We start from the raw sequence: 20,877 nt of genomic DNA, 5'->3' as shown, positions 1-20,877 counted from the left end.
TACATATTGCTTCCAGCGATTATTGTACTGCAAAACTATGCGGATTTTGCTTCAGAAGAGGCTGAAAGTTATTACTGAAATATTACTCAATGCATAATATCTGCCTCGCACGTACCTATATTTGCAAGCTAACTTCTACCTTTGTCGGTACTAAATGAAAGTCTTTCTAAGTGAGACTAAAAAAGAACAATTATGGAACAACGGATTAAGATCGTTTGGATATTCTCCATCGCATCGATACTGCTTATTACCTGCGGACAGGTCTACTGGTTGCGTAATCAGTATCAGTATATGAATGATGAACAAATCAATGGTATTTATGATTGCATCTTGCAGACCACCCAACAGTATGACTCTATCCGTACTCCCCAACCCAAAAAGGTGCTTAGCAATACCAATATGTTCTTCTATCACTTGAGCAAATCCATTGATTTGGAAAAGCGGACCACTATCGACGAATTAATTTTGGGTGTTCTGAAAGGGCGGGACTTGGAGAGCTTGGGCCAAAAGAATATAGAAACTCTCAAAATAGAGCAGCAAGACTCTGCCAGTACAGATGATAAAGAGAGAGAGGCAAAGCGTAGGAAATGGGCATTGGCGTTAGACACCCTTTTGCCGGAAGAGCGGCTCATTGCGAAGGATTCATTCAAAATCAATATGTCCGATAAAGATGCTCCTAATTTGAACTCTATTATTAATCTTTATCGTTTGGAGTTGGATGTGCCTTTTGCGTTGCAGCAATTTGATTCCTTGCTTGCCATACGTTTGGACGAACAAACGTTTACTACGCATCTGGTGGTTTCCGAAGATTCCATTTACCAGTGGAATGCGGAACTGAAACGGCAAGGTACATTGTTCAATCCATATATAGAAGTAATGTATCCTTATAATCCCCTGAAACGCCAGTTTGTGCTTGTTTCCGTGAAGGTTTCACCTCATGTGGTACTTGTGCGTATGGGTTGGCAGTTAGTGGGCAGTACATGTCTGATATTTCTGCTGGGGCTTTGTCTGCTGTTTCAGATAAAAACCATCTTGAAGCAACGGCGGATAGACGAACTGCGAAAAAGCTTTGTAAACACTATGATACATGAACTGAAACGTCCCGTCCAGGCTCTGAAAATGTGTATCGCCTTTCTCAATGACAAGTCTATGCGAACAGATGAGAAAGCGATGGATGAAGTGATTCACGATTCCATGTCCGAGCTGGATAACTTGTCGGCCTATCTTTCAAAACTACGTGATATGACGCGTGCCGATGATGAACACACGCAGCTTTCCGTCCGTACATTTGATATAAAGACGAGTTTGGAAAAGCTTGTCCGGCTTTACCATGTTCCTGAGGATAAGGATGTTGCTATTGAAACCCATTTCAGTTCGGAGACTCTGGTAACGGCAGACCCGGTGCATGTTTCTAATATTATCAGTAATTTGATAGAGAACGCCGTAAAGTATTCGGGCAAGTCTGTGCATATTGTTGTAGATTGCCTTTTGCAGGATCACCAATTGACGATACGGGTGTCTGATGATGGCATCGGCATTCCGGTTTCCGAACAGAACCGTGTATTCGATAAGTTCTATCGGGGCAGTAATCTTCCCGACCGTTCGTTGCCCGGCATTGGTCTGGGGTTGAGCTATGTAAAGTTGCTGGTAGAGGCGCATCATGGAAGCATTTCTTTAAATAGTCAGGCAGGCAAGGGAACAATGATTGAAATTAATATTCCTCAATAAGTCCGTGCTAACCCGCATAATCCCTACTCTAAAATAACCAATGATATGAAAGCCTTGAAAATACTTTTTGCCGATGATGATTTGAAATATTCAATGCTGCTGAAGCGCTTTCTTGAGAAGGAAGGCTATGAAGTGACTTATGCCGGAAACGGGAAAATTGCTCTGGAACAATTTCCGCTCATAAAGCCTGATTTGGTATTGCTCGATATCAATATGCCCGGTTACAATGGCTTTGAAGTGGCTGAACGCATCCGCGAGATGGATAAACACGTCCTGATCTTTTTCCTTTCCGACCGTAGCGATAAGGCCGACCGCCTGCAAGGATTCCAACTGAAGGCGAACGATTATCTTGCCAAACCTTTCTATCCGGAAGAGCTGACAGCGCGTATCCGCGAGCGTTTCACTTCGCAGTTGTCCGGCGTGGCGGAGGATGAGATGTATGCTTTCGGCCATTCCGTGTTCAATTACAGTACGAACGAGATTCGTACGGGAAATAGTAAGGTGCTGATTACTTCCCGTCAAGCCGATATCCTTCGCTTGCTTGCGCTGAATGTGAATAAGACTGTCAGTCGCGATACGTTGCTGGATGCTGTGTGGGGCACTGCCTCGTATGCCAACTCCCTTGCCTTGAATGTACAGATGTCCTATCTGCGGCGGTCGCTAAAAAACGACCCGAGCGTGAGGATTGAGTCGTTGATGAAAAAAGGGTATATGCTTGCCGTTCTCTGAAAACATCTTTATCTTTGGATTGTTATACAAACAAGACACTTCAAAAAAAAGAGAGCTTATGATGAGTTTAGGAGGATGGATGAATAAAGTCCTGATAGGTTGGGGGATAGACCCGAAGTTTGCCGATATGTTTGACGAGACGATTATTGCACTGCTGATGGTGGGGCTTTCGATAGGGCTGGACTATTTGTGCCAGGCAATCTTCGTTGGCGGTATGAAGCATTATACCCGGCGCTCTCCCCATCAGTGGAATACGTTGCTGATGAAACGCAGGGTGATACACCATTTGATACATATTCTGCCGGGAATCCTCATCTACTACCTGCTGCCCATGGCCTTTGTGCGTGGAAAGGATATGCTTGAGTTCTCACAAAAGGTGTGTGCTGTCTATATCATTGTGGCGGTGCTGCTTACTATCAACGGCTTGTTGCTGGTGATGCTCGATGTTTATAACATGAAGGACAAGCAGAAGAACCGTCCGCTGAAAGGCTTCGTGCAGGTATTGCAAGTGCTACTGTTTTTTATCGGAGGCATCATAGTGGTTTCAGTGCTGATAGGCAAGTCTCCTATGACCTTGTTTGCCGGTCTGGGCGCATCTGCGGCTGTACTGATGCTGGTATTTAAGGACAGCATTCTGGGGTTTGTAGCCGGCGTGCAGCTCTCTGCTAACGACATGTTGCGGATAGGGGACTGGATAGCGCTGCCGGGTGGCGTTGCCAATGGAGTTGTAGAGGAGATTACGCTGAACACGGTCAAGATACGCAACTGGGACGAAACCATCTCGACCGTACCGCCGTATACCCTGGTGAACAACTCCTTCCAGAACTGGCGCGGCATGCAGGAAAGTGGCGGGCGACGGGTAAACAAGAATATCTTTCTGGATATGACTACCTTGAAGTTCTGCACTCCGGAAATGCTGGATAATATCCGCAAGGAAGTCCCCTTGATGGCCGACTATCAGCCTGCAGAAGGAGAGGTGCCAACCAATGCGCAGCTCTATCGTATCTACATCGAACGCTATTTGTGCAGCCTGCCGGTGGTGAACCAGGAGATGGACTTGATTATCAGCCAGAAGGAACCCACGACGTATGGGGTACCCATCCAGGTATATTTCTTCTCTCGCAACAAGGTATGGAAAGAGTACGAGCGCATTCAGTCCGACATCTTCGACCACTTGCTGGTGATGGTACAGAAGTTTGACTTGAAACTGTATCAGTATTCCGACTAATATATCAACCGGAACTCCGCATATACAGGCAAGTGGTCGCTGTATCCTCCTTGATACTTCATCCCGTAGTAGGTGCGGAAGGGTTGCTGCCCTCCGTATTTCTTGTCTCTTGTCAGTAGGAAGGGCAGGCAGAATACGTCTGCCTTCGCTTCCTCTGTATATAGCGGTGCGTGTTCTTGCAGCAGCGTACCCGATACGATGATGTGGTCCAGCAGTCCCCATTCTCCTTGATACTTGTAGCTGCCGAAGTGCTTGCGTGTCTTGGTTTTTCTTGCCAGTAGATGGTAAAGTTTTTGTGGACGTAGAGAGTCTTGCAATGTTGACGGTGCTGCTGCCTCCAACACCTCCTTTACCGATTTATTCTCCGGATAATCGTTGAAATCCCCTAAAAGGACTATTTGCGGATGTTGGCGTATCGTGTATAGGCTGTCTATAGCATGCTTCACCTTTCGGGCAGCCAGTAGCCGGTAGGGTTCAGACTCTCTTGCCCCTCCCGAACGGGATGGGAAGTGAGCTACCAGTACATCAAGCGTATCCCGGTTCAGCAACAATCCGCTGACGTGAAGAATGTCCCGTGTGGGACGGCTATTCTTCCGGGGCTTGTCTACGGGGAGGCTCTGATAGGAAAGCAGTTTGAAAAGATTACGTTGATAAAGCAGCGCTACGTCGATGCCGCGTTCGTCGGGAGATTGTGTCATCACATACCGGTAGTCTGCTTCGCGCAAGGCAGAGTAGCGGGTAAGGTCGCGCATCACACTGTCATTCTCCACCTCACACAAGGCAACAAGGGCGGGCGGCGTCCATCCTCCGGTGGCGATGATGACGCGGGCTATATTATCCAGTTTCTTTCTGTATTTAGAGTAGTTCCAATGCCGGGTGGCATCCGGCAGGAACTCGTAATCATTCTTTAGTGTGTCATGTCGGAAGTCGAATAGGTTTTCTACATTGTAGCTTACTATCCGAAACGTGAGGGTATCTCTTCCTTCTTGCCCGTACAGACTGATGTACGGGCAGAGAAGGAAGAGTATAACTCCTATCTTATGGATAACGTTCATACAAACTATTTCCGTTCCCCTTTAAGGAACGCGGGATATTTATTTCACCGGAATGTGCTTCAGTATATCCAGCAGATGGTCCCAGAACTTCTGTACGGTAGGAATCAGCATCCGTTCGTCGGGAGAGTGCACACCCTGCAGGGTAGGTCCGAAGGAAATCATGTCCAGTGCCGGGTATTTGTCAAGGAACAGTCCGCATTCCAGACCTGCATGGATAGCTTTTACCTTGGCATCTACACCGAACAAACGTTTGTAGGAATCAACAGCCACTTCCAGGATTTCTGAATGCGGGTTGGGCTTCCAGCCCGGATATCCGTCGCCGAACGATACGGCTGCTCCACCCATTTCGAATACAGTACGCACCATATTGGCAATGTCTTGTTTGGAGGAGGCGGTAGAGCTGCGCTGGCTGGTCTCGATGCGGATGATATGGCCGGGTTTCATCTTTACGGAGGCCAGATTGGTGGAGGTTTCCACCAGCCCCGGAATGTCTTGGCTCATGGCATACACACCGTGAGGTGCGGCATAGATGGTTTGCAGCAAGCGCTTGGCGGTATCTTTGTCAATGGCTTTGGGACGGGCTGCTTCCGATTCGAGTACGAATTGGAGGTCCGGGTCAACGACGGCATATTCTGCCTCCACTTCGGCGGCAAAGACATTCAAGTCTGTGCGCAGGGCATGCTTGTCGGCATCGGGTATGGCAATTACCGCGTGTGCTTCGCGGGCAATGGCGTTGCGCAGGTTACCACCGTCTATTTCGCAAAGGTACATGTCGTACTTCTGGGATGCCTGGCTCAGGAAGCGGTTCAGCAGCTTGTTGGCATTGCCGCGCCCCAGGTGTATGTCGCCGCCGGAGTGTCCGCCTTTCAGCCCCTTTACCTGCACTTTGCAGCAGAAATATCCTGCCGGTACGTCCACTTCCCGGTAGGTGAATTCGGCAACGGAATCTATACCTCCTGCACAGCCGATGAAGAGCTCGCCTTCATCCTCGGAATCGAGGTTCAGCAGAATGTCTCCGTTCATGAAGCCTTCTTTCAATGCAAAAGCACCGGTCAGTCCGGTCTCCTCGTCCACGGTGAACAGGCATTCGATAGGGCCGTGCTCGATGCTGTCGTCGGCAAGGATAGCCAGTTCGGTGGCTACACCGATGCCATTGTCGGCTCCTAAGGTAGTACCTTTGGCTTTCAGCCATTCACCGTCAATTTCGGTTTCGATAGGGTCGGTCAGGAAGTCGTGCTTCACGTCGTTGTTCTTTTCACATACCATGTCGATGTGCGATTGAAGTACGACAGTCTTGCGGTTTTCCATACCCGGAGTAGCGGGTTTCTTTATCAGAACGTTTCCGGCTTCGTCCACCTTCGTTTCCAACTTATGTTTTTCTCCGAATGCTTTTAAGTAAGCAATGATTTTCTCTTCCTTCTTCGAAGGGCGCGGCACTTGGCAGATTTCCTCGAAATAGTGAAATACACCAGCCGGTTTCAAGTCTTTTTTTTCCATAATTATCTGAATTAGCGGCTGCCTTACATGTGTTTATGCAGCCTTCATTATCAATTGTCAAATATCAATTCTCCATTAAATTAACCACTTATTGCTAAATATGGTTAAATTGATTGACTATTTTATTCCCCTTTCTCTTTTTTTAGAGTAAAAAAGGCGAGTTAGTCCAACCAAAGCCCTATATTTGCACCCACAAAAATAGTAAAAACACTATTTTCATGTAACAAAATTAATGGAAATGCTTGATACAATATTGATAACTCTGTTAATAGTTGCTATTTGCATTGTTTTATTGGGTGTGAAGGTCTTTTTTGTGAAAGGCGGCAGGTTCCCTAACGGGCATGTCAGTGGCAATAAGGCAATGCGCGATAGAGGTATCGGCTGTGTGCAGTCGCAGGACAGAGAAGCACAACGCAAATCCCGTTTTTCCATTGATGAACTGGAAAAAGCCTTAAACGATAGTATGAACTAATTTTAAAAAACAATATTTATCAATTATGAAGAGATTAAACTACCTCATGAACGGTCTGGCAGCTCTCGCACTGATCGTTTTATTTGCTCAATGTGCCGGCAATACTGATAAACAGACAACAAACGCTCCTGCACAAGCCGGCGGATTATCGGAAATGAAAATTGCTTATGTTGAAATAGATACGCTTTTGGCAAAATACAACTATTGCATAGACTTGAATGAGGCTATGGTGAAGAAGGGCGAGAATGTCCGTCTGACATTGAACCAGAAAGCCAGCGAACTGGAGAAGCAGAAGCAGGAATTCCAGACAAAGTATCAGAACAACGCTTATCTTTCTCAGGAGAGAGCACAGCAGGAATACAACCGCATTGCAAAGTTGGAGCAGGATTTGCAGAACCTGAGCAACAAGCTGCAGTCTGAACTGATGAGTGAGAATGAAAAGAATAGCCTGCAACTGCGTGATTCTATCAACGCTTTCCTGAAGGAGTACAATAAGACAAAAGGTTACAGCATGATTATCAGCAATACGGGTTTTGACAACCTGCTCTATGCAGACAGTGTCTATAACATCACCCGTGAGATTCTGGATGGTCTGAATGCAAGATACTCTTCTCCGGTGAAGAAATAATATTTATCCTATGATATAAAAAAGGATGTACCGAAAGTACATCCTTTTTTTATAGGTCTCTCCCCCGACCCCTCCCCCGTAGGGAGGGGAGTTTTGAAGTTGCTCTTGTTTGTATTTTGTAGGACTATCTCTGTCCCCCTCCCTACGGGGGAGGGGCTAGGGGAGAGGCTTTTAATGCTCCGATTGTACGCTTTACCCGCTCCGCAGTAGTGATGGTGTGTGTGTATTCATCAATATGTACCGTTCCTCCCATAGAGACGGCGGAATTATGATAGAGCATGGAGCTCTCGATATTTTCCCTGGCGGAGAAATGAAATTCGCGGATGCCGGTTTCTCGGGCAATGTGGGCTATGTTGGCTTCATTCACCCCACAGCCTGCCAATAGAATGATTCGGTCTGATGCTTGTTGTTGGAGCTCTTTCAGAAGGGGAATGCCTCGCTCTGCTGTAGGTTGCTGTCCGGAAGTTAGGATGCGGTTGCATCCTAATTCGATAATATCTTCTATTGCTTTTTGTGGATTTCTGCATACATCGAAAGCACGGTGGAAGGTGACGGACATCCCTTGTGAGGCTTTCATAAGCTGCTCCATCAATGGAATGTCTACATCTCCTTCTGCCGTCAGGCAACCGAACACGACTCCGTCAGCGCCTAGACGGCGGGCATTCTCTATGTCTTTCAGCATGATGCGCTGTTCGGTGGAGGAGTAAAGGAAGTCTCCTCCACGGGGACGGACAATGATATGCAATTTGGTCTGCTGCAATACTTCCCGTGCGATGAGGATATCGCCGTATGAGGGGGTTGTCCCTCCCTCGGGGATGCCTGCGCATAGTTCCACCCGGTCTGCTCCGCCGGCTTGTGCGGCAATACAACTCTCTACAGAGTTGGCACAAACTTCAAACTGATAATCTTTCATTTTGTAAAGTTATGGTTGTGGTGCAAAAATAAGAAAAGGGTGAATACGAATTCACCCTTTTCTGCATTTATTTTCTTTTCTGATGTTACTTTGCGTAGCTCACCGCACGTGTCTCACGGATAACGGTAATCTTCACCTGACCCGGATAAGTCATTTCGTCCTGAATCTTCTTGGCGATTTCACCGGAAAGGTTCTCCGTCTGCTTGTCGTCAATCTTGTCTGCACCGACAATGACACGCAGCTCACGGCCTGCCTGGATGGCATATGTCTTTGTCACTCCCGGATAGGACATGGCCAGTTGCTCAAGGTCGTTCAGGCGCTTGATGTAGGCTTCTACGATTTCGCGGCGTGCTCCCGGGCGTGCTCCTGAAATGGCATCGCATACTTGTACGATGGGGGCCAGCAGGCTGGTCATTTCCACTTCGTCGTGGTGGGCACCGATGGCGTTGCAGATGTCTGGCTTTTCCTTGAACTTTTCTGCCAGCTTCATACCATAGAGTGCATGCGGCAATTCCGGTTCCTCATCGGGTACCTTGCCTATATCATGCAGCAGTCCGGCACGTTTTGCTTTCTTCGGGTTGAGTCCCAGCTCTGATGCCATCACAGCGCAAAGATTGGCTGTCTCGCGTGCATGCTGCAAAAGGTTCTGGCCGTATGAAGAACGGTATTTCATCTTACCGATAATGCGGATAAGTTCCGGATGCAGACCGTGGATGCCCAGGTCGATAGTAGTGCGTTTACCGGTTTCGATGATTTCCTCTTCTACCTGCTTGCGTACTTTGGCAACTACCTCTTCGATACGTGCCGGGTGGATACGTCCGTCTGTTACCAACTGGTGCAATGCCAGACGTGCAATCTCACGGCGAACCGGGTCGAAAGCTGACAATACGATAGCTTCCGGAGTATCGTCTACCACAATTTCCACACCGGTGGCAGCTTCCAGGGCGCGGATGTTGCGGCCTTCGCGACCGATGATACGTCCCTTTATTTCATCTGATTCGATGTGGAATACGGTTACTGAGTTTTCAATGGCTGTTTCCGTAGCCACGCGCTGGATGCTCTGTATCACGATGCGCTTGGCCTCTTTGCTTGCCGTCAGCTTGGCGTCGTCCATGATGTCGTTAATGTAGGACTGGGCCTGCGTTTTGGCTTCTTCCTTTAGGGATTCTACCATGCGCTCTTTGGCTTCTTCGGCAGAAAGTCCGGAGATAGCTTCCAGTTTTTCTATTTCCTGGCGCTGCATGTGCTCCAGTTCTTCTTTCTTCTTGTCTACGATGGACAGCTGGGCTTCCAGATTTTCTTTCACGGCTTCTGCTTCCATCTTCTTGCGCTGGATTTCTTCCTGGCGTTGGTTCAGTACCAATTCACGTTGTTTCAGCTTGTTTTCTGCCTGCTGTATCTTTTGGTTACGTTGGGCCACTTCTTTTTCCAAGTCCGCCTTCTTGTTCAGGAATTTTTCCTTTACTTCCAGCAACTTATTCTTCTTAATCACTTCCGCTTCCGCTTCCGCATCTCTCAGGATACCGTCGTATTTGTTTTTCAGCCCGTGCTTGAAGAACAAGTACGAGGCAAACCCTCCGACAATGAAGCAGGCAATGGATAATACTATTGTAACTACTGTCATTTTATTAATTTGTTTTTAGTATATAAATAAAAAAGCACTGCATAAAAGCTTGCTTTGATGAAGGGCAAACTTTTGTACAGTGCGCGAATTTCTCTCTTTTACCGACCCGACGGAGGGATTGCAGCTTATTGTTCCTTGAAATAGGTCTCCAATACCTCTGTCAGTTCCTTTATTTTAGCTGTATAGGGTTCAGTATCATTACGGTCCTTCAACTGAAGGTTTTCTAAAGCGAACTGATAGGCCACCATGGCTATAATTCTCTCTAGAGACACATTCTGATAATGCTCCCGATACGCATTGAGCCTGATATCTACCTGCTTAGCGGCTTCTCTTACCATTTCCTCGTCCTCACGGTTGATTGTGAGAGGGTAGGAGGCTCCTGCCATCTGCAGGTTTATCTTTATCTTATCGTTCATACATCCTCTTCTCTTTATTCATTCAACAAAGCGATGCATTTATCGACTTCACGCACTAATTTGGACAATCGCAGTTTCGTCTCTTTCACGTCACTGCCGTTAAGGCTGATTGTCGTAGCTGTTTTTAGGTTCGTGTAGTTAAGTTCCAGTTCCCGGTATTCAGCTTGTACCTTCCCGTATTCCTCCTCTTTGGCTTCAAGAAGTTGCTTTAGCTCAGCATTTTCGCGTTTTAATTCATCGTGCAGATAGATTAAATGCCGCAGTCTGGCTTCAAAGGTACTTAATAGCTTCTTTTCTTCGTCTGTCATCACTACACCAAAATTGTACACAAAAATACGATTTACTTGGAGATTACAAAAACTTTTCGGAGAAAATGTGTTGTAGAAGTGCCGAAATAACCGAAATGGCCTATGAAAGCTTGGTTTCGGGGGATTGAAAAGGGGCGGACTGTTTATCAAAAGATAGGATATGTGGATAGGTGTGGGACTATTGGTTTTCTGCAAGGATTCTCTTCCTTTCTTTTCAAACGCTTAGTATTTCTGTTGCTAACTATTAATCGTCCGACAGTTGTTGAATTATCGTCCAACAACTGTCGGACGATAATTAGACATATGTCGGACGATAATAAAACGGTTATCGGACGATTAATAGTTAGTAAGGCAGGAATTACTTTTTGCTGTTTCCGGAACTACTGCTTGGGAATGATTGGAATAATCTATAGTAAAGGAGGATGCAAAGAAATAAATAAAATAATTTATATAATAGTTTGGTTTATAAAATAAACTAATTATATTTGCAACATCTTAGATTGTCAATCGGGGAATATGTGCTGAAATGAATAAGAATTTAACTGATTAAAGATTATGGAAGATAAGATATTTGATATGGGGAAGCAGAAGCCGGTTGCTGGAGTGGTACGGGATAGTTGGCAGCATCAGCTTTGGTGGATATTTACTGTACTAACGGTGATGTGTTTGTATTGGCTTTCCAATATCGTGTTGTGGGTTCCCTGGAGTCATAGCCCCCGGTTGGGTATGTTGCTGATGCTTACTGTAAACCCTCTTTTCTGGGGGATAGGCATTTATGCTTGCTTGTCTTGTGGGAGTAATGCCGGGAATCTGATGAAGAAGGCGTTGTTTGTATCATTGGTTGCTGTGGGAATATCTTTACTTTCGGATTTTCTGTTTTTTGCAGTATGCATGGAGTCAAAGGATGTATGGCATATCACTACTTTTTATGGTTATGCCTGGTTGGTGATACTGGCTTTGGGTGAGGCTTTCTTTTTGCGTAAAAGCTTGTTGGCCAGATGTTATGTGGTGACGGTGAGAGTACTGCTGGTTTTAGTGGGCATTCTACTGTGTTTATGGATTCTTCAGTATACTCTTGTTTAATTCTGAAAGGAGGGAATATGGAAACCTGGTTTGTGTATATGCTTACGGCCAATTGGCTACTGATGCTTTTCTTGATATTGAATGTATTTGATGTTGAATAATAAATCTATTGGTTATGAATGACAGAGTGTTGAATGAGAAGGAGAGTTTGGAACTCATTGCTCAAATGATACAGAATACGAAGTCCCGGATGACTCGGAATTCCGGAGCTCCTTTTCTGATATGGGGATATACGACCATAATAGTGTCGTTATTGGTTTGGTTTCTGTTGAAGGAAACGGGAAATTATCATTGGCAATGGCTGTGGTTTTTGTTGCCGGCTATTTCCCTGCCTTCTACTTTATGGATTGAGCACAAACAGCCGAAGATGATTAAGACTTATATTGACCGTATTGTAGGATATGTATGGGCGGTATTCGGATTAGGGGGCTTTTTTGTTTCCTGGGTTTCCATCTTCTTCTGGAATATGTCTGTCCTTTTTGTCATATTACTGATGATGGGAATGGGGACGGCACTGACGGGACTGATTATAAAGATGAAGGTAGTGACAGTGTGCGGAGTGGTGGGAGCTTTGGCCTCTGTGGGGTGTATCTATGTACACGGTTTCGACCAAATACTGGTTTTTGCATCGGCTTTTGTTTTTATGATGGTGATACCGGGACATTACTTAAACGGAATGGCAAAGCAGGATAAATAAATATTTATTGATTATGGAAGACAAGAAACTGAACGAGAAAGAGAGTTTGGAACTCATCACTCAGATGATACAGAATACGCGTCGGAATTTGGACACAGGTAGCGGAAACATGTTTTTAGTGTGGGGATATGTGAGTGTATTGGTGACATTGACGGTGTTGGCGGGTGTGTACTTTACAAAGAATCCTCTCTGGATGTGGGGATTTTGGGGAATTCCCGTTATCGGGTATTTACTGACATTTCTTTTGATGCGTAAGCGTCAGAAGATGGTAAAATCTTACATTGACAAGATTTTAGTTCAGGTTTGGAGGATGTTTGGACTGATTTGTATGATATTTGTATTGATGGCTACGGATCTTGAACGGTATGAGGTTATTCTTCCTATGGGGGCTATTGTCATGTCGATGGGAAGTATCATTACGGGTTGCATCATTCGTTATACTACATTTTTTATCTTTCCGGCTATGGGGCTTATGTGGGGTATGAAGAGTTTCTTTGATGCACTGAATTCCGGAACGTCATACGTGTCTTTGGTTTGGTTTACCGGTGTGGTGGTCTTTGCCATGATTGTTCCGGGGCATATTTTGAACTATAAAGCCCGGAAAGAAGTTCACAACAGAAAGTGAGGTATAAGATGAAGACAATAAATAATGTTTTGGACAGATTTCTGCTCTCCTGGAAATTTATGGTATGGATGATTGTTTTGCTATTCATTTTATTTCCGGTTGCAATAAAAGAAGTTCAATGGGAATCTGTTGGAAATATGGTATTCTATACGTTGGGACATGCTTTTATTGGGGCTTCCTTTGTTGGGAATATCTCTCTATGCATTGTTGAAAAATAAATGGAAGAATAAAATTTGATATGTTTAAAGAACTGAACCCTTTGCTCCACAGTGAACTGCGGCTTGCGGTGATGTCGTTGCTCATCAGTGTTGAGGAAGCGGATTTTGTCTATATCCGCCAACAAACGAAAGCTACGGCAGGAAACCTCAGTGTGCAGTTGGATAAGCTCAGCAAGGCGGGTTATGTGGAGATAACAAAAACTTTTAAAGGAAAAATGCCTTGTACACTTTGTAGGATTACTCCGCAGGGAGTGGATGCCTTTGAAGAATATATAGAGGCGTTGAAATCTTATCTGGTGGGAAAATTATGATTTTCCTGAGAATTTGATGGGATTGATGGAAAATGGCAGTGTCTGATTAAAAACAATGAGAAATTATGAAAAGGAGTATTGTTTTATTTGTCCTCTTGTCTGCATTTGTAGTAGGCGTATGTATGGTCAATGCGGCTTGTGGAGCCTCATTGTCAAGAACTGAATCTGATGATGTACTGGACGGCATTCAGAAAAAAATTGAACTGGCTATGAACAATTGCTTTGTTCAAAATACTGCAGCTCCGCTCGATAGTCTGTTTACAAAGCTGAACAAACTTGAAGATGGGAATGGTATGGTTCCGTATTGGAAGGCTTATATTACCTACTATAAAAGTGTTTTCTATTTGAAACTTGGAAAGAAGGAAGATAGTGGGAAAGTGATAAAGGAAGCCTCCGCTATTTTGAATGATATAGGGAACAAAACTTCTGAAACCTATGCCTTATTAGCGCTTGTGCAGAGTTTTTCCATTCAGTTTGCTTCGGGTATGGAGGCAGGAAGAATATCTGCTGGCATTCGGGAAAATGCTGGGAAGGCTTTGGAACTGGACTCTACCAATGTAAGAGGTTGGTATGTATTGGGCAGTAACGATTATTACACTCCGGCTAGTTTCGGTGGCGGGAAGAAGGTGGAATATTATTTGAAGAAAGCTACTTCATCTCCTGACAAGAATACAGATGATTCCAGCCTGCCTACCTGGGGAAGAGAATACGCCTATGCTCTCTTGATTCAATACTATATGCAGAACGATAGGACGGATGAGGCCAAAAATTGCTTGCTGATGGCAGAGAAGGAGTATCCGGACAGTTATTTTATCGGCGAATATAAAAGGAAACTGGACGAATAATTTATCATTCTTCTGGAACCACTGTGCATTTAATTGCCTCAAAGGTAGGAATCTTCAAAAAAAGGTTTCTACCTTTGTCTTTTCTTCAAGGAGTAATTTTTTGAATAGGTAGGAACTACAAACAATGAATTGATATGAGAATCTTGGTTACTTATGCCGTACAAGGCGAATTTACTGAATTGAAATTTCCCGGACTGATAGGGGAGGAAGAGGTGCAGGTTGGCTATCTCCGTACCGGTGTGGGAAAGGTGAAATCGGCTTTTTATCTTTCTGAAGCGATAAGCCATGCGCAACCGGACTTGGTGGTCAATGTGGGTACGGCAGGGACTATCCGTCACCAGGTAGGAGATATTTTCGTATGCCGTCATTTTGTGGACCGTGATATGCAGAAGCTGGTGGAGCTTGGTATGGAGTATGAGATTGATTCAATGGATTTGTTGTCCCAAAAAGGATATTGTTTACACTGGCCGGCAGGCGGTGTATGTAATACGGGGGATACTTTCTTGACAGAACTCTCGGATGTGTCCGGTGATGTTGTGGATATGGAAGCCTATGCCCAGGCTTTGGTATGCCGTGCCAAGAATGTTCCTTTCATTTCGGTGAAGTACGTGACGGATATTATCGGGCAGAACTCCGTGAAACATTGGGAAGACAAGCTTGCCGATGCTCGGAAGGGGTTGGGAGAATTCTTCGAAAAATTGGGAGGAGTTTGATTAATGTGCTAATATGCCAATGTGCTAATTGGCTGCGCTATGTGTATATTAGACTCTCACACCGCAGGTCATTGGCACATTAGCACATTAATCACATTAGCACATTCATTTATCTCAACGTCTTGAATGACAGTATATGCCAAGTCACCCCCACAGCGACAAGGAACAATACTATCTTTATTTCTGTTAGTGGAATCAAGAAGAAGATGCAGTAAACCATTGTTCCCCACATCAGCAGTAGGGAGATGATTTTGGCACGTAGAGGGATGGCTTTGTTCTCGCGGAAGTTGCGGATGTAGGGACCGAGGCATTTGTGGTTCAGCAACCATTGGTACAGTCTGGGTGAGCCTCTGAAGTAGAGTGCTGCCGTGAGCAGCAGGAAAGGCGTGGTGGGCAGCAACGGCAGGAAGATGCCGATGATGCCGAGTGCCAAAGAAACTGTTCCCAAAATGATGCAGACGGTTTTCATGCGGCAAATGTAGGAAAAATAATAATATAGATAATATGTATGCGAATAAAGTAAAGAAGGTTGTTGCCGTCCACGACTTGTCGGGAGTCGGACGGGTGTCTCTGACGGTGGTCATTCCCATCCTTTCGTCTATGGGTTTCCAGGTGTGTCCGTTGCCTACAGCCGTATTGTCGAGCCATACCCAGTATCCGGAATTCTCTTTTCTGGACCTGACGGATGAAATGCCGAAGATTATTTCCGAGTGGAAGAAGCTGGAAGTACAGTTTGATGCCTTTTATACCGGCTATCTGGGTTCTCCGCGGCAGATACATATTGTTTCTGACTTTATTGATGACTTCCGCCGACCGGACGGTCTGGTTGTGGTAGACCCGGTGTTGGGTGATAACGGACGGCTTTATGCGAACTTCCACGAGTCCATGATTGATGAAATGAAACATCTCATCACCAAGGCCGATGTCGTTACCCCCAATCTGACGGAGCTGTTCTATCTGCTGGGTATTCCTTATAAGGAGATGAATACGGATGAGGAATTGAAGTCATACCTTCGCCAGCTTTCCGATTGTGGTCCCGAAGTGGTGATTATTACCAGTGTGCCCGTACGGGATGATAAGCATAAGACGTCCGTGTATGCCTATAACCGGAACGGTAACCGCTACTGGAAGGTTACGTGTCCTTACCTGCCGGCCCATTATCCCGGAACGGGGGATACGTTTACCAGTGTCATCACCGGGGCACTGTTGCAAGGCGACAGTTTGCCCATTGCCCTGGACCGTGCCACGCAGTTCATTCTGCAAGGTATCCGTGCTACTTTCGGATACGAGTACGACAACCGTGAAGGTATACAGCTTGAAAAGGTGTTGCATAATCTCGACATGCCGATTCAAATCTGCAGCTATGAATTAATTTAAACCAATCCCATCTATATGAAAAAGAAAATATTCCTGGCAGTGTTTCTCTGTTGCGGCATGTTTGCAGCAATGGCGCAGACTGCTGCCGACTCTCTTGCCATCGTTTCTGCCGATTGGCAGACTGAGCCCCTGCAGAAAGGGATGCTTTATAAAAAGGCAGTATTCAGTTCTTTGTATGGAGTTCCTCAGGAAGTGTCTATTTTTGAAATATCCCCGAAGCGCTACCGTTTCGATGTGCTCGTCCACAATCCCAAGGAGGAGACCAGTATAGCCGCCCGGCATGCAGGTGCGGTGGCGGCCATCAATGGCTCCTATTTTGATATGAAAGCCGGAAATTCCGTCTGCTATCTGCGTAAGGACGGGGTGGTGATAGATACTACCTCTACTGGGGTTCTGGCAACAGTGTCCAATGGAGCTGTACTTATAAAGAAGGGCAGGCTGGAACTGATTCCCTGGAGCAAGCAGGATGAAAAGGCATGTACTTTGAAAAAAGGCACTGTGCTGGCTTCCGGTCCTTTGATGCTGAAGGACGGGCAAGTGTGCGACTTGTCCGGGACTAACCGGAATTTTGTAGATACCAAGCATCCCCGCAGTGCTGTGGCGCTGACAAGAGAAGGAAAAATCCTGCTTATTGTCGTTGACGGACGTCGGAAGGGAAAAGCGGAAGGCATCAATATACCCGAGCTTGCCCATATGATTCGTGTATTGGGTGGGGAGGATGCGTTGAATCTGGACGGTGGCGGTTCTTCTACGCTGTGGAGTGGGGAGTTGCCGGATAAGGGAATAGCCAATACCCCGAGTGGCAGCGCAGAGCGTAAGGTTGCCAATTCTCTTTGTGTGTACGAATAAGTTAGGGAAGTAAATGGATAAATCTTAAGTTTTTTGTAATTTTGCCGTCGCATCGAGGTGACATTAGATGCGGCAACTTATTATATTAATTAGCGTATTAACAATATGTACACAGTCATCAAACGTATGGAAGTGTCGGCTGCCCATAGCCTGAAACTTTCTTATCGCAGTAAGTGTGAGAATCTGCACGGTCACAACTGGATTATCACTGTCTATTGCCGTTCCAAAGAGCTGAATGCGGACGGAATGGTGGTAGACTTCAGTCACATCAAGCAGGTGGTAAAGGAACAGCTGGATCATCATAATCTTAATGAAGTGCTGTCCTTCAATCCCACAGCCGAGAACATAGCCCGTTGGATATGCGACCAGATACCCACTTGCTTCAAGGTAGAGGTGCAGGAGTCGGAATCAAACATTGCCGTCTATGAGGAAGATTAATGAGATATTCTACAGTTTGCAGGGAGAAGGATACCATACGGGTACCCCGGCTGTCTTTATCCGTTTTTCCGGTTGTAACCTGAAGTGCCCCTTCTGTGATACGCAGCATGAGGACGGCATACTGATGTCCGATGAAGATATCGTAACAGAAGTCAGTAAATACCCTACCGCTACCGTGATATTGACCGGTGGAGAACCCTCCCTTTGGATTGACCGTGAATTTGTGGATTGTCTGCACCAGGCGGGAAAGTATGTCTGCATTGAAACAAACGGTACCCGTCCGCTGCCGGATAATATAGATTGGGTGACCTGTTCTCCCAAGCAGGGGGCAAAGCTGGAAATTACGCGTATGAATGAAGTGAAGGTGGTGTATGAAGGGCAGGATATTACTGTTTATGAGCAGTTGCCCGCCGGGCATTTTTTTCTTCAGCCTTGCTCTTGCAGCAATACGGCCGAAACGGTGGATTGCGTGATGAAGCATCCTAAGTGGAGACTTAGTTTGCAGACACATAAGCTGATAGATATCCGGTAGGCATTTATAAAACGAATAATGGCTGTAAGCAATGCTTACAGCCATTATTCGTTCATGCACGGGAGGAGAGGCTCGAACTCCCGACACCCGGTTTTGGAGACCGGTGCTCTACCAACTGAGCTACTCCCGTGTTTGCGGCTGCAAAGGTAATGCAAACTTTCAAATATGCAAGTAACAGACGTACTTATTTTATAAAGAAAGTTGCTTACAACATCTGTAAGTCCTGATACATAATGCGATACGCTGCTGCTTTTTTTTCCAGTGCCAGCGGGTAGGCTCTTGAGGAAGAAGGCATCCGGTAGAGGCGCATCGGATGGTTTTCGAAAAGAAACTCCGTGAAGTCGCCTACTTTGGGCTTGTCGATGGAGAACTGCGTGCACAGCGTGTCCGTAGCCTTCTCGCCGGTGGTAACGATAGCCTTGCATTGCGGTATCCGGTGTAGCAGGGCAGGGACGTCCGTGGGTTGCACCACTTCCAGAAACTTATCCGAGGCGTTGTCCTGCAGGCGCCGTATGGCAGAGGCTGTGTCGAACAAGGCAATACCCTTTTCCTGCAGGAAACTGATGAGGCGTTCTTTGCAGAAAGCCTTCTTCGTCTTGTCTACAAAATAATCCTTGTCATTGAAGAAAAGGAACCCGGTAATCCTCCACATGTCATTGTTCCAGTTGGGGTAGTAAAACTCCATGGACCACCGCTTTTTCTGCGGAGGAAAGCTTCCCAGCATCAGCAGACGGGCGTTGCCGGGAAGGAAGGGTTCTAAAGGGTGTTGTTCTATTTCCATACTTTCCAATTTCATTGTTCTGCCTGCAAAAGTACGGAATATATCTTGGATATGCTATCCTGCAATGTCCTGATTGCTCATTCTGTCGGTGATTTGGAAGGGGAAATCAGGATATTCGTAGAGGCTGAACCGGGATTCTGTCTTGCCTTCCGTATAGTTCCAGATGGTGGCATATTCTTCGGCGTCTTCTCCCATGGCCTGCAGTTGGCGGAGGTAGGAGGCTATGGACTTGTTCTCTACGATATATATTTGTCCCAGCCGGTCTATTATAGGGCTGTGGCGCCGGGTGCTGTCATGGTCGAAACGCAGGATGCGCTTGCCTTCGGGAGTGATGCCTACCATGTTGAAGGTCATGCTCTTGCCGATGGCGGGCAGGTTGAGCACATTGCGGTCGGTGGCGAGGAAAGGCAGGTGGTGCGTTTTCAGGAAACGCCGGATGCAGGCTGCCGGGTCATGGACGGTTCCAAGCAGTACGGACAGATTATGGGCATCTTCCTTGGTCAGCTTCCCGAAGCGCTTTTCTTCCCGTTGCTCTTGTACGGAACGGCTGTTGGGGGTAAACACGGCATTGTTTTCTTCAAAACCTTTCACGGAGAAGGTGTAGTAGCAAACCACTCCCAACTGATTGAGCACTTGGCGCAGGCGGGTGGTATGCCCTCGGCGGGATGCAGCTACGTTGTATACCAGTTGGTTATCAATGAGCCAGCCTGCCGCCAGCAGTTTGCGTATTCCTTCGGCAGCTTCCGGAGTGACTTCGAGCGGGGTTTGGAAATGTGTCTGGATAATGAACTGGCGGATGCCGATGGTAGACGCCTTTTCCTTGAATTCCCTTAGAATCTCCACCAGCCCGTCATTGATGCGCATGGGCAGGTAGGCGGGGAGGCGTGAGCCGAGGCGTACACGTTGCAGCTCTGCATACTTTTCTCCCTCGGGCCGTTCCTGATTGGCTTTCCGCTTGCGGACTGCCATGCGGTAGACGGCGTCTAATATGTTGCCCAGCGTCTTGTTTTGGCTCATCAGTGCGTCACCGCCGGTGATGAGAATGTCCCGCAGTTGCGTGTCTTCCTCAAAATAGGCCATCAGCCGGCGCAGCTTCTTTTCCCATGTCTCCTTGGGACGCAGGGTGTCAAACTCAAAATTGAGCCGTTTGCTTTGAAAGTCGTACATACGCTGACAAGATGCGCAGAGTCCTCCGCAGGCGCGTCCCATGGTGTCGGGGATGAGGATGGCCACTTCCGGATAACGGCGGTGGATGTTATGCCCGTCGGGCAGCAGCCAGCCGGCGGCATTAGGCTTGCCGGGTTCCACCATATCTTCCCGTTCCCAGGCACGTATCTGTCCGTAGGTTTCCACCAGTTGGGGTGAATAGAGTATATAGCTGCGCAGAGCCTCGTCGTCGTATCCGCTGCCGGTGCAGTTCAGCAGTGACAAATAATAGGGGGTGGCGAAGAAAGGCATTCCCTTCTTACGGGCTTTTGAGAGCAGGTACATGGTTTCGGCAGAAAGGGAGTTGCCGAGAAGACGGTTTAGCTCCGTAGGGCTTTTGACGGCCATGGCAAGATGGAAACGGAAGTCATTCCACCATTCGCTGACGAGGTTGAACTTCTCCTCGTAGCTGAGTCCCTCTTCGAAATGGAAGCGGGAAGCCGGGTTCTTGCGGTGCTCAATCTTCTGCACCAGTGCATGCAGGATGCGTTCCTTGTTCTTTGCACGGATATGCTGCACGTCTTCATCCAGTCCGCTGGGCCAGCGTTCGGTCAGGGTTTTGATTTTCTGTGCGGAGGGCAGGGCGGGGGCGGGTTGGTGGAGG

25 protein-coding genes and 1 tRNA gene are annotated in these 20,877 nt (G+C 46.7%); 16 read left to right on the top strand and 10 right to left on the bottom strand.

The window, feature by feature from the left end; all coding sequences use genetic code 11:
* Positions 1 to 192 precede the first annotated feature (192 nt).
* From DWZ67_RS11000 to DWZ67_RS10990, 3 genes are read left to right on the top strand one after another with little or no spacing between them, the layout of a single operon-like run.
* A complete protein-coding gene (locus DWZ67_RS11000; protein WP_005835804.1) occupies positions 193 to 1,728 on the top strand; it encodes a sensor histidine kinase in 1,536 nt (511 codons plus the stop codon).
* A 45-nt stretch (positions 1,729 to 1,773) separates the two neighbouring features.
* On the top strand, positions 1,774 to 2,457 hold the full coding sequence (locus DWZ67_RS10995) for a response regulator transcription factor (protein WP_005835806.1): 684 nt from the start codon (positions 1,774 to 1,776) through the stop codon (positions 2,455 to 2,457).
* A gap of 58 nt (positions 2,458 to 2,515) precedes the next feature.
* Positions 2,516 to 3,685, top strand: coding sequence for a mechanosensitive ion channel family protein (locus DWZ67_RS10990; RefSeq protein WP_022401650.1), 1,170 nt, complete (start codon positions 2,516 to 2,518; stop codon positions 3,683 to 3,685).
* Here DWZ67_RS10990 and DWZ67_RS10985 read toward each other — a convergent pair.
* Together DWZ67_RS10985 and DWZ67_RS10980 are read right to left on the bottom strand one after the other, a co-directional pair.
* Positions 3,682 to 4,740, bottom strand: a complete 1,059-nt coding sequence (locus DWZ67_RS10985; RefSeq protein WP_120138838.1) for an endonuclease/exonuclease/phosphatase family protein — start codon at positions 4,738 to 4,740, stop codon at positions 3,682 to 3,684. The two genes, DWZ67_RS10990 and DWZ67_RS10985, sit on opposite strands and share 4 nt — an antisense overlap.
* 39 nt (positions 4,741 to 4,779) lie before the next feature.
* Entirely contained in the window at positions 4,780 to 6,237 is a 1,458-nt protein-coding gene (locus DWZ67_RS10980; RefSeq protein ID WP_120138836.1) for an aminoacyl-histidine dipeptidase, read from the bottom strand.
* 238 nt (positions 6,238 to 6,475) lie between these two features.
* Between DWZ67_RS10980 and DWZ67_RS10975 the strand changes: the two genes are divergently transcribed.
* Positions 6,476 to 6,709 carry a hypothetical protein gene (locus DWZ67_RS10975; protein WP_005835814.1) on the top strand — a complete coding sequence of 78 codons (234 nt, stop codon included), beginning with the start codon at positions 6,476 to 6,478 and terminating at the stop codon, positions 6,707 to 6,709.
* A gap of 25 nt (positions 6,710 to 6,734) precedes the next feature.
* Complete coding sequence (locus DWZ67_RS10970; protein WP_009036606.1) at positions 6,735 to 7,337, top strand: OmpH family outer membrane protein; 603 nt, start codon at positions 6,735 to 6,737, stop codon at positions 7,335 to 7,337.
* A gap of 142 nt (positions 7,338 to 7,479) precedes the next feature.
* Here DWZ67_RS10970 and DWZ67_RS10965 read toward each other — a convergent pair whose 3' ends face one another.
* From DWZ67_RS10965 to DWZ67_RS10950, 4 genes are all read right to left on the bottom strand, one after another.
* Complete coding sequence (locus tag DWZ67_RS10965; protein WP_120138834.1) at positions 7,480 to 8,250, bottom strand: copper homeostasis protein CutC; 771 nt, start codon at positions 8,248 to 8,250, stop codon at positions 7,480 to 7,482.
* Between the two features lie 85 nt (positions 8,251 to 8,335).
* The gene (rny, locus tag DWZ67_RS10960) at positions 8,336 to 9,874 is read right to left on the bottom strand and encodes a ribonuclease Y (RefSeq protein WP_005835816.1); all 1,539 of its coding nucleotides are present in this window, start codon (positions 9,872 to 9,874) and stop codon (positions 8,336 to 8,338) included.
* Between the two features lie 125 nt (positions 9,875 to 9,999).
* On the bottom strand, positions 10,000 to 10,290 hold the full coding sequence (locus DWZ67_RS10955) for a cell division protein ZapA (protein WP_005826408.1): 291 nt from the start codon (positions 10,288 to 10,290) through the stop codon (positions 10,000 to 10,002).
* 14 nt (positions 10,291 to 10,304) lie between these two features.
* On the bottom strand, positions 10,305 to 10,598 hold the full coding sequence (locus tag DWZ67_RS10950) for a hypothetical protein (RefSeq protein ID WP_008663836.1): 294 nt from the start codon (positions 10,596 to 10,598) through the stop codon (positions 10,305 to 10,307).
* Positions 10,599 to 11,153: 555 nt separating this feature from the next.
* Between DWZ67_RS10950 and DWZ67_RS10940 the strand changes: the two genes are divergently transcribed.
* The 7 genes from DWZ67_RS10940 (at position 11,154) to DWZ67_RS10910 (ending at position 15,090) form a co-directional block, all read left to right on the top strand.
* On the top strand, positions 11,154 to 11,681 hold the full coding sequence (locus tag DWZ67_RS10940; RefSeq protein WP_034528592.1) for a hypothetical protein: 528 nt from the start codon (positions 11,154 to 11,156) through the stop codon (positions 11,679 to 11,681).
* A 115-nt stretch (positions 11,682 to 11,796) separates the two neighbouring features.
* Entirely contained in the window at positions 11,797 to 12,378 is a 582-nt protein-coding gene (locus tag DWZ67_RS10935) for a hypothetical protein (RefSeq protein ID WP_005835823.1), read from the top strand.
* 13 nt (positions 12,379 to 12,391) lie between these two features.
* Complete coding sequence (locus DWZ67_RS10930; RefSeq protein ID WP_034528593.1) at positions 12,392 to 13,003, top strand: hypothetical protein; 612 nt, start codon at positions 12,392 to 12,394, stop codon at positions 13,001 to 13,003.
* 8 nt (positions 13,004 to 13,011) lie between these two features.
* Entirely contained in the window at positions 13,012 to 13,221 is a 210-nt protein-coding gene (locus DWZ67_RS10925; RefSeq protein ID WP_034523121.1) for a hypothetical protein, read from the top strand.
* 20 nt (positions 13,222 to 13,241) lie between these two features.
* Positions 13,242 to 13,532, top strand: a complete 291-nt coding sequence (locus tag DWZ67_RS10920; protein ID WP_005835827.1) for a winged helix-turn-helix domain-containing protein — start codon at positions 13,242 to 13,244, stop codon at positions 13,530 to 13,532.
* Between the two features lie 65 nt (positions 13,533 to 13,597).
* Complete coding sequence (locus DWZ67_RS10915) at positions 13,598 to 14,377, top strand: hypothetical protein (RefSeq protein WP_016273217.1); 780 nt, start codon at positions 13,598 to 13,600, stop codon at positions 14,375 to 14,377.
* 134 nt (positions 14,378 to 14,511) lie between these two features.
* Positions 14,512 to 15,090 (top strand): MTA/SAH nucleosidase, encoded by a 579-nt coding sequence (locus DWZ67_RS10910; RefSeq protein ID WP_009036613.1) that lies wholly within the window; start codon positions 14,512 to 14,514, stop codon positions 15,088 to 15,090.
* A gap of 109 nt (positions 15,091 to 15,199) precedes the next feature.
* Here the strand turns inward: DWZ67_RS10910 and DWZ67_RS10905 are convergent, their stop codons facing one another.
* Positions 15,200 to 15,559, bottom strand: a complete 360-nt coding sequence (locus tag DWZ67_RS10905; protein ID WP_057097625.1) for a YbaN family protein — start codon at positions 15,557 to 15,559, stop codon at positions 15,200 to 15,202.
* A 35-nt stretch (positions 15,560 to 15,594) separates the two neighbouring features.
* On the opposite strand from DWZ67_RS10905, the gene DWZ67_RS10900 reads away from it, so the two are divergent.
* The 4 genes from DWZ67_RS10900 (at position 15,595) to DWZ67_RS10885 (ending at position 18,286) form a co-directional block, all read left to right on the top strand.
* Positions 15,595 to 16,467 (top strand): pyridoxamine kinase, encoded by an 873-nt coding sequence (locus DWZ67_RS10900; protein WP_005826422.1) that lies wholly within the window; start codon positions 15,595 to 15,597, stop codon positions 16,465 to 16,467.
* 15 nt (positions 16,468 to 16,482) lie between these two features.
* Positions 16,483 to 17,316: a phosphodiester glycosidase family protein gene (locus DWZ67_RS10895; RefSeq protein ID WP_057089191.1), complete on the top strand. Its 834-nt coding sequence runs from the start codon at positions 16,483 to 16,485 to the stop codon at positions 17,314 to 17,316.
* 105 nt (positions 17,317 to 17,421) lie between these two features.
* Entirely contained in the window at positions 17,422 to 17,754 is a 333-nt protein-coding gene (gene queD / locus DWZ67_RS10890; protein WP_005826426.1) for a 6-carboxytetrahydropterin synthase QueD, read from the top strand.
* Positions 17,741 to 18,286 (top strand): 7-carboxy-7-deazaguanine synthase QueE, encoded by a 546-nt coding sequence (locus DWZ67_RS10885; RefSeq protein WP_120138832.1) that lies wholly within the window; start codon positions 17,741 to 17,743, stop codon positions 18,284 to 18,286. The genes queD and DWZ67_RS10885 overlap by 14 nt, the downstream gene beginning before the upstream one ends.
* A gap of 57 nt (positions 18,287 to 18,343) precedes the next feature.
* Here DWZ67_RS10885 and DWZ67_RS10880 read toward each other — a convergent pair.
* The 3 genes from DWZ67_RS10880 to DWZ67_RS10870 all read right to left on the bottom strand — a co-directional run.
* Positions 18,344 to 18,416, bottom strand: a tRNA-Trp gene (locus DWZ67_RS10880).
* Positions 18,417 to 18,491: 75 nt separating this feature from the next.
* Complete coding sequence (locus DWZ67_RS10875; RefSeq protein ID WP_016273281.1) at positions 18,492 to 19,067, bottom strand: uracil-DNA glycosylase family protein; 576 nt, start codon at positions 19,065 to 19,067, stop codon at positions 18,492 to 18,494.
* 54 nt (positions 19,068 to 19,121) lie between these two features.
* The coding region (locus tag DWZ67_RS10870) for a KamA family radical SAM protein (RefSeq protein ID WP_243635156.1) at positions 19,122 to 20,877 on the bottom strand (1,756 nt) is incomplete at its 5' end.

Origin of the sequence: Bacteroides sp. AF34-31BH (genome assembly GCF_003602795.1) — a bacterium.
Lineage (GTDB): Bacteria > Bacteroidota > Bacteroidia > Bacteroidales > Bacteroidaceae > Bacteroides > Bacteroides uniformis.
This window is presented reverse-complemented; position numbering and strand designations above follow the sequence as displayed.

Bases quoted from the DNA above. Each gene is read 5' to 3' on its own strand.
- DWZ67_RS11000 (WP_005835804.1), top strand. From the start codon at position 193: ATGGAACAACGGATTAAGATCGTTTGGATATTCTCCATCGCATCGATA.
- DWZ67_RS10995 (WP_005835806.1), top strand. From the start codon at position 1,774: ATGAAAGCCTTGAAAATACTTTTTGCCGATGATGATTTGAAATATTCA.
- DWZ67_RS10990 (WP_022401650.1), top strand. From the start codon at position 2,516: ATGATGAGTTTAGGAGGATGGATGAATAAAGTCCTGATAGGTTGGGGG.
- DWZ67_RS10985 (WP_120138838.1), bottom strand. From the start codon at position 4,740: ATGAACGTTATCCATAAGATAGGAGTTATACTCTTCCTTCTCTGCCCG.
- DWZ67_RS10980 (WP_120138836.1), bottom strand. From the start codon at position 6,237: ATGGAAAAAAAAGACTTGAAACCGGCTGGTGTATTTCACTATTTCGAG.
- DWZ67_RS10975 (WP_005835814.1), top strand. From the start codon at position 6,476: ATGCTTGATACAATATTGATAACTCTGTTAATAGTTGCTATTTGCATT.
- DWZ67_RS10970 (WP_009036606.1), top strand. From the start codon at position 6,735: ATGAAGAGATTAAACTACCTCATGAACGGTCTGGCAGCTCTCGCACTG.
- DWZ67_RS10965 (WP_120138834.1), bottom strand. From the start codon at position 8,250: ATGAAAGATTATCAGTTTGAAGTTTGTGCCAACTCTGTAGAGAGTTGT.
- rny (WP_005835816.1), bottom strand. From the start codon at position 9,874: ATGACAGTAGTTACAATAGTATTATCCATTGCCTGCTTCATTGTCGGA.
- DWZ67_RS10955 (WP_005826408.1), bottom strand. From the start codon at position 10,290: ATGAACGATAAGATAAAGATAAACCTGCAGATGGCAGGAGCCTCCTAC.
- DWZ67_RS10950 (WP_008663836.1), bottom strand. From the start codon at position 10,598: ATGACAGACGAAGAAAAGAAGCTATTAAGTACCTTTGAAGCCAGACTG.
- DWZ67_RS10940 (WP_034528592.1), top strand. From the start codon at position 11,154: ATGGAAGATAAGATATTTGATATGGGGAAGCAGAAGCCGGTTGCTGGA.
- DWZ67_RS10935 (WP_005835823.1), top strand. From the start codon at position 11,797: ATGAATGACAGAGTGTTGAATGAGAAGGAGAGTTTGGAACTCATTGCT.
- DWZ67_RS10930 (WP_034528593.1), top strand. From the start codon at position 12,392: ATGGAAGACAAGAAACTGAACGAGAAAGAGAGTTTGGAACTCATCACT.
- DWZ67_RS10925 (WP_034523121.1), top strand. From the start codon at position 13,012: ATGAAGACAATAAATAATGTTTTGGACAGATTTCTGCTCTCCTGGAAA.
- DWZ67_RS10920 (WP_005835827.1), top strand. From the start codon at position 13,242: ATGTTTAAAGAACTGAACCCTTTGCTCCACAGTGAACTGCGGCTTGCG.
- DWZ67_RS10915 (WP_016273217.1), top strand. From the start codon at position 13,598: ATGAAAAGGAGTATTGTTTTATTTGTCCTCTTGTCTGCATTTGTAGTA.
- DWZ67_RS10910 (WP_009036613.1), top strand. From the start codon at position 14,512: ATGAGAATCTTGGTTACTTATGCCGTACAAGGCGAATTTACTGAATTG.
- DWZ67_RS10905 (WP_057097625.1), bottom strand. From the start codon at position 15,559: ATGAAAACCGTCTGCATCATTTTGGGAACAGTTTCTTTGGCACTCGGC.
- DWZ67_RS10900 (WP_005826422.1), top strand. From the start codon at position 15,595: ATGTATGCGAATAAAGTAAAGAAGGTTGTTGCCGTCCACGACTTGTCG.
- DWZ67_RS10895 (WP_057089191.1), top strand. From the start codon at position 16,483: ATGAAAAAGAAAATATTCCTGGCAGTGTTTCTCTGTTGCGGCATGTTT.
- queD (WP_005826426.1), top strand. From the start codon at position 17,422: ATGTACACAGTCATCAAACGTATGGAAGTGTCGGCTGCCCATAGCCTG.
- DWZ67_RS10885 (WP_120138832.1), top strand. From the start codon at position 17,741: ATGAGGAAGATTAATGAGATATTCTACAGTTTGCAGGGAGAAGGATAC.
- DWZ67_RS10875 (WP_016273281.1), bottom strand. From the start codon at position 19,067: ATGGAAATAGAACAACACCCTTTAGAACCCTTCCTTCCCGGCAACGCC.